Origin of the sequence: Sphingobacterium sp. UBA7855 (genome assembly GCA_002500745.1) — a bacterium.
Classification (GTDB): Bacteria; Bacteroidota; Bacteroidia; order Sphingobacteriales; family Sphingobacteriaceae; genus Sphingobacterium.
Genome location: DLST01000013.1, coordinates 1 through 9,799, shown reverse-complemented (window position 1 = coordinate 9,799; position 9,799 = coordinate 1). Strand labels below are relative to the sequence as shown.

The 9,799-nt window shown below is 36.1% G+C and carries 7 protein-coding genes; all 7 read right to left on the bottom strand.

The window, feature by feature from the left end; all coding sequences use genetic code 11:
* Positions 1-208 precede the first annotated feature (208 nt).
* The 7 genes from B2107_RS11765 to B2107_RS11735 all read right to left on the bottom strand — a co-directional run bounded on the left by B2107_RS11765 (position 209) and on the right by B2107_RS11735 (position 9,081).
* Positions 209-1,183, bottom strand: coding sequence for a DUF6625 family protein (locus B2107_RS11765; protein ID WP_293955818.1), 975 nt, complete (start codon positions 1,181-1,183; stop codon positions 209-211).
* 36 nt (positions 1,184-1,219) lie between these two features.
* On the bottom strand, positions 1,220-3,772 hold the full coding sequence (locus B2107_RS11760; protein ID WP_293955817.1) for an outer membrane beta-barrel family protein: 2,553 nt from the start codon (positions 3,770-3,772) through the stop codon (positions 1,220-1,222).
* Between the two features lie 3 nt (positions 3,773-3,775).
* Positions 3,776-4,228: a hypothetical protein gene (locus tag B2107_RS11755; RefSeq protein WP_293955816.1), complete on the bottom strand. Its 453-nt coding sequence runs from the start codon at positions 4,226-4,228 to the stop codon at positions 3,776-3,778.
* An 11-nt stretch (positions 4,229-4,239) separates the two neighbouring features.
* On the bottom strand, positions 4,240-6,456 hold the full coding sequence (locus B2107_RS11750) for a peptidase domain-containing ABC transporter (RefSeq protein ID WP_293955815.1): 2,217 nt from the start codon (positions 6,454-6,456) through the stop codon (positions 4,240-4,242).
* A gap of 35 nt (positions 6,457-6,491) precedes the next feature.
* On the bottom strand, positions 6,492-7,475 hold the full coding sequence (locus tag B2107_RS11745; RefSeq protein WP_293955814.1) for a DUF6625 family protein: 984 nt from the start codon (positions 7,473-7,475) through the stop codon (positions 6,492-6,494).
* 13 nt (positions 7,476-7,488) lie between these two features.
* On the bottom strand, positions 7,489-8,835 hold the full coding sequence (locus B2107_RS11740; protein WP_293955813.1) for a radical SAM/SPASM domain-containing protein: 1,347 nt from the start codon (positions 8,833-8,835) through the stop codon (positions 7,489-7,491).
* Between the two features lie 72 nt (positions 8,836-8,907).
* Positions 8,908-9,081 (bottom strand): hypothetical protein, encoded by a 174-nt coding sequence (locus B2107_RS11735; protein ID WP_293955812.1) that lies wholly within the window; start codon positions 9,079-9,081, stop codon positions 8,908-8,910.
* Positions 9,082-9,799 lie beyond the last annotated feature (718 nt).

Sequence of the window (9,799 nt, the reverse complement as noted above, 5' to 3'; positions counted from 1 at the left end):
TGTACTTCATAGGACGGATACTTATATACCGGAATGGTAAATGTTTCTAGCGACATGGTTTAATTAAAAAAATATTCCGATTATTTTTCAAAATAGGGTTCTAAGTATCTTGAAGTTTTCCCTGACTTTTATCTCTCTTTAAATATTGGAAATACTCTTAGGATATAAACGGGATATGACTCTAAAGCTAGACTATCATTAAAAGTAATTAGCAAGCTGAAAATTTCGCGACCCTGAAACTTGAATATTTCTCAAAATTGTTTAAAGCAGTGAAATGTCTGTAGAAAATATCATTGTTTAACATCAAAGTACTTGTATTTAGCAAAGAAGCATTGCTTAGGCAACTCTGGACTTTAATCTCAGAATTTACGACTTCAATAGATTCAATATTAGCGATTGTAAAAGATTTTCTAATATTTTTTTCATTAGCCTTAATCGACATAAAATGGAATAAAATTGCTTCAAATCGTCCATTTACTATTATTTTACCATCATACCAGATTAGGTTTTCAAAATTGTATTCTATAGCATTCATATTATAATATGCATTTATATTTCCTTTCTTATGATTTCTGGCTATTACAAATGTTATTGCATCAAGGTTAAATGTAATTTGCTCAATCTGCTTTCCAGAAATTAACGATTTATGGTGTGTAGAACATTCCTCAAAACAAAAGTTTTTTTCAGAGGAAAAAATATACTGATAATCGGTACTCTCTTTAAAAAGCATATTAATTCGCTTAGTATTTCGATATAGCGAAAAGAAGCCTGTTGTAAATTCTTTTCGAACCGAAATGGTATCGTATTTATTTAGTAGCTCATCTGTAAGGAAAACCCTGATCCTTCCAAAGAGAACATCGATATCGCAATGCCCCCCAAAATCATATTTTAACAGATAGTCTTCGAAAATTTTTCCAAAAGCTGGTCTGAAATCACATAACTTGTACGGGCGTTCCATGCTGATCCTCATATCAAGCTTGTCTTGAATAAACACCTTGAGTTCCTTAAAGGAAATTCTGATGACGCTTACATTTTTAGGAATATCAAAATTTATAATGGTGTCGGTAAAGATCTTAAAATCTACATCCTTATTGTATGAACAAGTTCCTAAAAATAGATGGAAATACCATGGAAATTCTCCATAATATGGAATCAGTAAAGCTATCTTATTGCAACAATTCATCCTATTTCAAATCAAGTCGACACAGAAAATAATAATTTAATTTGGAACACGCCCTTTTTGTTCGCTCGCAGCTCCACCTACACTTTCCGCTTTCTTCGTTTTCATGTTGCCAAAACTATAGCCAAAAGTGACCACAAACCTCCTAGCAGCGGCATCAATAGTCCCGCTTGATCTTGATACCGATCCGTTAGCAACTTCTGTTCTGAACATGGATTGATTGAAAAGGTCCCTTCCGCTCACTTGCACGGTGAAATTCTTTATTTTCATCATTCCCCCTATCTCAAATGCCTGCCTGCTCTTAAGAAGACCCTGGGCACTCGCAAAAGGCGAAAAATAGAAATAAGATAGGTAGAGTGATTTATCACCTTTCTTATCGATATTATAGTCTGTTCTAATCCTAAGCTGTTTCATCCAAGTTTCCTCGTTAACATTCCTGATCGGTATGTTTCCTCTAAAGATATTGTAGTTCAGGCCCAAGTTGGTATTTATTTTCAGACGTCCTTCAAAATAGCTGTCGTAGTAATTTACGGACAAACCGGCTATATCATTATGTCCATAGTTAAAACGGTCATACATTACCGTATCAGAGCCTGGTCTTGTAACCTGAAATTGCATCCAGTCGTCACTTACCCTGCTATAGTTGGCTAGGAATGTTAATTTCTGTTTTAGGATATAACTTAGTTCTGCATTAACGGATCGGGCAGGAATTAAAAAAGCATTCCCTTTGTAATATAGCATTGGCGCTGAAAATACGGGCGTAGGGTTCAGCTCCCAGAAACCTGGTCTACTTATCCGGCTGCCTACAGTAAGGCCTAATTTGTCCACATTGTTTAGACTATAGGTTAAGGATACGTTTGGAAAGAAGTTGAGATAATTGATGTCAAGTTCTTGCGAAGAATTTTTTTCAAATCCATCTATATCTGTTTTTTCAAGGCGGAAACCCATCGTCGAATTTAGTTTCTCGGATATTTTCCAGTTTACCGAAGAGTACAACGCATAAATATGTTCTTTGTAACTATAATCATTCTCCTTACTGGGATCATTCACAAGTTTACCGTCCAATAAATCTGAAAATTGGTTATTACTTGTGTTTCTGTTGAAATTTGACATAATGCCGACATCCAAGCTTAAACTTGGGTTCAGGTATTTATGTAAAGCAACCTGTCCGGAAAAATTTCGTACCCGTTGTTTTGAAGATGTTTGAAAGAAATACTCTTCATTGTCATCTAAAACAGTATATGGCGCTTTTGCATGGCTCTCTTGTGTAAAAAAACTGCCCCCGATGGATAGCTGGCTGCCCATTGTATCCAATTCCAACCGGTCATTAACATCGACATTGAAAAAACTATTTGATGTTTTCTGTAGTGTCTGAGTACGGATATGGGATTGTTCGACATTTGTCTCGATAGACCTAAAATTATTTGTAGTAAGCCAGTCAAGTTCATTGGAAGAATAACTGGCATTTGTCTGTATCAGTAAGGTGTTCTTTTCAGTCAGGGAAATATCATTCAACATCGTTGCCCCAAATGGATTGCTTTCTTCATTTCTGTCTAAAAAAGATTTATTCCATAGGTCGATGGTTGGGAATATATAATCAAAGCTTTCCGTTAGCCTGTTGTGTGTACCCGCTCCCCTGAGGTTTAGCTGAGAAGCAACTTTGCCTTTTGCATGATTAAGATTAACATTTCCTCTAAAGGTACTATAGTGGGCGAATTCACTGCTCAGGTTCGCAGAACCCTGAATGCCTTCATTTTGTTGCTTTTTGAGTATAATATTGATAATACCAGCATTTCCCTGAGCCTCATACTTACTTGATGGGCTAGTGATAATTTCTATATCCCTAAGATTCTCGGAAGACATATTCTTTAGCATCTCCAAAAGGTCATTACCGCCCAAGTTTGTTTTCCGACCATTGATGTAGACCTGAACACCGCTCTTTCCCAGAACATTTAAAGTCCCATCGTCTCTGGCATCTATTAAGGGGGCTTGTTTCATAACCTCCCAAATGGTAAGATGCGACATAGCCTCATCAATTCGAAAGGAAAACCCTTCCGTTGTTTTTACGATCCCAGATTTTCTTCGTCCGATCACTTCTACTTCATTAATAGAGACCGAATTGCGGTCTTTGAGAAATGTAACAAGGGGTAAGTTCTTCAGAATATCTCTGTTGAAAATTATTTTTTGATCTTCGAAATTGATATGTCTAAAGGTAACGGACATATTCTGTTCAGCGATATGGTTAAATCGGTAAACTCCCGATGTATCGGTGGATGTAACTGACAATAATGATCCATTGTTGGAAAAAAGGGACACTGTAGCGGAAACTACGGGAGTCCCGGCTTGATTTACTAAAACACCATTCACTTTTGCTGTATCTTGAACGTACATTGACGTGAAGACCATACTTGAAGATGAGGTTATGTTCGATTCCTTTGCAATAAGATTCTGGGAAAAAGATCCCAGAAAAATGACGATGATAACCCGCTCAGTGAGGAGTTTGCCTATTAGACGAAATGAAGTTAAAATCATGGATGTCATACTTCTATTTAAATCACTAATCAAAAAATAATCTTTCTCAGTAGCCTTCATACTTTAGTTCTGTAGGTGTTCAATCAAATATTGAAAAATGTTAGTTTTTACCTCTCTATATTTAAGGTTATTCGAAAGGGGAATTGCCATAACTTCCCCTTCCAGAGCAATTTGTACGTCGGAGAAATTGCTTTGATCATGGCTTTCCTTTTTCATAATACCGACCACGCTTTCATAAATGTTTTTATTCCCGAAATGGATTTCTAGCTTATTTCCCGTTTTCAAAAACGAAGTATCTTCTGTATGTATCTTCGATAACAACAGAACCTGATCTATTTTGTCTAACCGAATTGTTCTTGGATTTGTGTCAACAGGTTTTTTAATTGTGAGTTGAACGCCAAATAAGAGATAAGTTAATCCAATCAGTAATGCAATTATTGAAAAAGATCCATACCTAATTGTATTTCTTGGCGGCTTGTCGAGCCGCCCGAAAATATTTTGATCATAATGGGCCATAACTCCGTTTTTTAAATGTGGTTTTCATTTTCTTCAAGCTCCAATTGGTTTTTAACTAATTCATAATAGAAGCCTTTCTTTTCCAATAGGGAAGTATGAGAACCCGCCTCCACTACTTCACCGTTACGAAGGACAATCGTATTATCAGCGTTTCTAACAGTGCTCAGTCTATGAGCAATAACGATAACCGTTCGTCCTTGAAAAAATCCGTTTAGCCGTTCCATAATAACTTTTTCATTATTGGCATCCAATGCGCTCGTAGCTTCATCGAATAGGAGTAGTGATGGATTTTTATAAACAGCCCTTGCGATGAATAGTCGCTGCCTTTGGCCCCCGCTCAGTCCGTTGCCATCGGCACCTATTCTGGTTTCTAGTCCATTAGGAAGACTTTCGACAAACTCCGTGAGATTCGATATATATAATGCTTCTTGTATTCTCTGCTCATCAATTTCCTTGCCGTCAATAGCAATGTTCTTAAGAATAGTATCCGAAAAAATATGACCATCCTGCATTACTGTTCCGCATTTATCTCGCCACCATTTGGGAGATAAAGCATCTAGATTGATTCCATCTAACGATATTGACCCCTTTGTGCAATCATAAAACTTCAATAATAGTTTCATTAACGTGGTTTTTCCACTTCCTGACGAGCCAACAATAGCCGTAACTTTTCCAATTGGAATTTCTAGGTTAATATTTTCAAGAACGAAAGGGGACTTAGGCCCCCCGTATTGGAAGGAAACCTCCTTAAACGTGATGAAGGAGCTAATTTCAGACAAAGACAGTTCTTGATAGCCATTCCGACGTTCTTCATTTTCTTTATTATGGATCTCTTTCATTCTGTCTAGACTTAACCTAGCGTCCTGAGAATGCCTAAAAAACGAAATAAGTTGTTCAAGTGGACTGTTCGTCTGCCCAATGATAAACGAAATACTTAACATGGTGCCCAATGAAAAATTTCCGGCGATTACCTCCCTCGCAGCAATATAAGAGATAAAGATGTTTTTTAGTTGCAAAAGAAAAAGAAACCCTGTCTTTTGAAGCTGCTCCAAGGAGAGGCTTTTGATATTTAAATCAAAGAGTTTGATTTGTAACTTCTCCCAACTTTCCCTCTTACTGTCTTCTCCAGCGTAAAGTTTAATCTCGGGCATTCCAATAATAATTTCATATAGTTTATTATGGTTTTCCCGATTTGCATTAAACCGTTTGTAATCTATTTCTTTTCGCCGTTTTTGATAAAAGAAAATCCAGCAGATAGCCAGCGCTGTCAAGACGGTAAAGACCGCAAAAATCTTAAAATCATATAACCCTAAAACAACAATAAAGACACCAACATTAATAAGAGAGATAAGGGTTGTTAGGGCAGTGCCAGTCAGAAATTGCTCTACTCTAGTGTGATCGTTTATTCTCTGGGTAATATCACCGACGCTTTTCGAATCAAAAAAGCGAATCGGCAAATCAAATAATTTCCTAAGGAAATCAGAAATTATGGTAAGGCTTATCCGGGTATTAATAAATAACATTAACCAGTTACGAAAAATATCAATTACTGTCCCTCCAATGAATAAAAACAATTGAGAGCAAAGTACCAAATAGACAATATTTATATTCAGTTCGCCAATTCCCAGATCCACCAGTATCTGAGTCAAGAAAGGGATTATTAGGCTTAATATGCTTCCCGTCAATAATATCAATATTAAATAGCTTAAAAGCTTTCTGTGTGGTCTCAAATAGGCAATTAGGAATTGATAGCTATTGGTAAGGTTCTTTTTTTCTTCATCCTGACGATAAAATGATTCAGTAGGTCGAAGCTGTAATATTGTGCCTCGACCTTCTTTTACAGAAATCCAGGAACTTAAGAAAGTCTTTATATCTACATGCACAATGCCATGTCTAGGATCGGCAATTATGAATTTCACTCGGTTAAGATCATTCCTGTATTTTATATCAAACAATACAACAAAATGGTTTGTATTCCAATGTAAGATACAAGGTTTGCTGAAATTGTATATCAAATTGTTGATGTCACTAAACAGCATATCACTGGAAAATCCGATTGTTACTGCAGCATTCTTGAGATTTAATAAGCTTACTCCATTACGATTAAGAAAGGCCAATTCCCTTAGATATTCCAAAGTGTATTTTTTTCCATAATACTTTGCCACGATCCTTAAACAGGTAGGACCGCAATCCATTTGGTCGTGTTGTATGTAATATGGGTATTTCATATCCTAAATTTATAGTCAAGAAAGCGTTGGGAAAATTAAGCAAAAGCGCCGCAAGCACGAAATTTTCCTGATAAGCCCTTTTGGTATGCGCCAAATATTATTTGAACTAAGGGTTCCTTTAAATAAATTGCCGTATTAAGTGTTGGTAATTCTGTTTGTAAACCAAATCTTTCCTTTGGAAAACGCACTAAATGAGGAGTGAATTCAAAAATATCAGGAATCTTGGCAGGTGTAAGGCCATTAAATGTCGGCCTTCCCTTTATTTGCATAATATGGTATAAAAGTGCCTCGATTTGATTTTCTACACAGAGACTCCCATTCGCCCAAACAACGCTTCCGGGCGTACCTTCTAAAGCAAATAGTTCAAAGCAAGCTCTTAACGTACCTTTTTTTTCCTCTCTCTTGATCACGAATGTCATAGCATCAATATGATTTTGAATGCTTTCTATCGATCTACCAGCAATTAATGCTCTGTGATGGTACGAACATTCATCAAAACAATAGCTTTTAGGGGACCCTAATACATGGATATAATCTTTACTTTTTCTAAAGAGCGTATTTATATGTAGCTCATTTCGATACAGCATAAAAAATCCAGAAGTATACTCATGCCTAACTGAAATTATATCATAATTGGCCAATAAATCATCGTTGATAAATTTTCTTATTCTACCAAATACGACATCAATATCACAATGTCCCCAGAAATCATAATTACCTTCCTCAATTATGTCGCTAAATATAACTCCATAGCATGGTTTAAAATCACAAAGTTTATATGGTCTGTCAATTTGTATTTTAAATCCCAGCCGCTCCTGAACTTTAATCTTAAATTCACTAAAACTCGATGGGATTATAGTAATATTGTTTGGAAGAACTATTTCCGGAGTGGAGTCGGATACAATATAGAAATGCACATCTGGGTTGAATTCGCAAGATTTAGCAAAGTATGGGAAATACCAAGGGAACTCCCCGAAGAAGGCGCAAAACAAAGCTATTCTATAATGCTGTTTTACCATATTTTATATGATATTAAACCGATGCGTTTTGAAACAACTCACTATTTGAATGGCTTAGATAAGCAAGCGCTAACATGTCCTCAATGTTATATTTATAATCTGGGCAGGGGATATGGCCATCTTTCCATGATTTAGGACAGCCTCCTCCGCAAATCGGTAAAATCCTGCAATCAGTACATGGAAATTTTCCATCCAATATTTCATCATTCCAACTTGAGTAATTCCGATCCTCAACCTGTAGTAAATCTACAGCTTTAATGTGCCCGAGTTTCTTAGCTGCTGCATCAGCTGGTACCAGTGGCAACTCACTACAATCGTATAAGTAACCATCGGTTTGCATATAAAGGGCATCATCGGTAACAGCCTGACAGATGACTTTTACACGTCCCGGTAAGGGAACATTAGTCATGAACCCTAACTCCATCAATTTAATGTAACAATCAATTTTAAAATCAGCAAATTCTTGAATGGTATTGCTTCTTAAATGCGCATCATTTCCCCAAGCGTGGATAGGAGCGATGTCAAATCGTTTAATTTTATTTTGGAATTGGCGTTCAGCTAATAGATCTAATAAAGGAAATACATCATCTTGATTATATCTGTCTACATTGATCCTCAATTGAATATCTATTTGTTCTTTTTCAATGTCATAATAATGAAGTACATCTGCTAAATTCTTCATAATGGTATCAAAAGAAGGACCATCTCCCTTTGTGGGTCTTCTCAGATCATGGGATTTGGCGGTTCCATCAAGTGAAATAGTAATGTCCCTGACATCGTGTTCTATAAGCTTTCCAAGATATACCCTATTAAAAAGGAGCCCATTCGTAGTAATTCTGGCAGAATAGCTACAGCCATTTCTTTCAGCAATTCTTCTCAAATCAGGAGATAGCTCTTCGATAACACTCATCCCAAGAAGCGGTTCTCCTCCGAACCAACCAATCGATAAATGATTTTTTTCAGGTTGCGCGACACCCTTCTCGATATGCGCCAAAATATCTGCGTATACGTTTTTGTCTACTTTTCCTGGACTATGCACTTGCCCGCAATAATGACATCCAAGCTGACAATTCGAAGAAGGGAAAATAGTAAACGAAAAAACATTCCTGTTTGTCACGACTCGTTTGTTTTCTCTTATTATGTTTTCCAATTCATTTAAATTGGCATCTACGAGAATTCCTGCTTCGATAAATTTATTAACCGTCTGCTCACCGAAATCTACATTGTTCTCTTTTAGCTTTGTATAGACTTCGTCGTTAATTAGCAACATTTTTTCAGTAATAAAGCTATATATTAAACGATTATATTCATTAATATAATCCGTTATTGCGATATATTTTGAAACTTTTAGTTTTTCCATAATTTTAGAATATTAAGGGATGGACAAAAGCGTCCATCCCTGGTTAGGCCAGCATTGGCCCTAAATTGATTATTAGCAGCTACAACCTGAGTTAGGGCAGCTACAACCATTGTTTGTTGTACCTCCGGTGATTTTTTCTGCTAAATCATCGGAAACAAACTCGACTTCCTGATCAACAGGCTTAGTCATTTCCACTTTCTGTTCCTTGTTTTTTTGGAACAGATCTTTCAATTTTTCGTTCTTCATACTATGAAAAATTAAGGTTTAAAAAATTGTTTAATATCCTGTGTTATATCAGGCTACTTATCGATTTTCTACAAATTATTAAGTTGATTTTGAAATTTAAAATATTTTCGACCAACGCAATTTTGACCTATATAAAGTATGGGGTTTGCTCGATGAAATAAGTTTAATGCTATATTTTAGCTGCCTGAATCCGTTAGTATTGTCAATCATTCACCTTTTCGAATTCGTTTCTTTTTTCTGAATTTAGATGGAAAATGCCCTAACCGTATTTAATCGGATCATTGTTGTTAATCTTATTTATTTCCATTCTTTTTTCTATGCGGAGTTATTATTATTCAAGGAAGAAAAGGCTTTTGTTAACCGTCTTTCGATGTTACCCGTACTTTTGATAATATTCCGATTACCGAGATCTTTAAATATGATTTGGATGGTAGTTCTGAGGATCCGGTCTATTAGCAGAAAACATGGGTAAGGGACTCGTAAGTATCAGTGGAAATGACCTGTTTCATAAATAGTAAGGGGAGGATTTATAACGTTTATGGCGCTGATACGAATTTTGAAAATCAAAGGGACACAATAACAATCATTCCTGTGTTGCCTTGTTCACGATATGAACAGCAATTCCGGAAACTTAGGACTGTTGCAATCCTTTATATTCATTATCTCTTCGATTCGAAAGAAGTATAAATTATTTTAATAGAGGGTGTAAACTGAACTG

Coding starts and splice junctions, on each gene's coding strand:
- B2107_RS11750 (WP_293955815.1), bottom strand. CDS start 6,456: ATGAAATACCCATATTACATACAACACGACCAAATGGATTGCGGTCCT.
- B2107_RS11760 (WP_293955817.1), bottom strand. CDS start 3,772: ATGAAGGCTACTGAGAAAGATTATTTTTTGATTAGTGATTTAAATAGA.
- B2107_RS11755 (WP_293955816.1), bottom strand. CDS start 4,228: ATGGCCCATTATGATCAAAATATTTTCGGGCGGCTCGACAAGCCGCCA.
- B2107_RS11740 (WP_293955813.1), bottom strand. CDS start 8,835: ATGGAAAAACTAAAAGTTTCAAAATATATCGCAATAACGGATTATATT.
- B2107_RS11765 (WP_293955818.1), bottom strand. CDS start 1,183: ATGAATTGTTGCAATAAGATAGCTTTACTGATTCCATATTATGGAGAA.
- B2107_RS11745 (WP_293955814.1), bottom strand. CDS start 7,475: ATGGTAAAACAGCATTATAGAATAGCTTTGTTTTGCGCCTTCTTCGGG.
- B2107_RS11735 (WP_293955812.1), bottom strand. CDS start 9,081: ATGAAGAACGAAAAATTGAAAGATCTGTTCCAAAAAAACAAGGAACAG.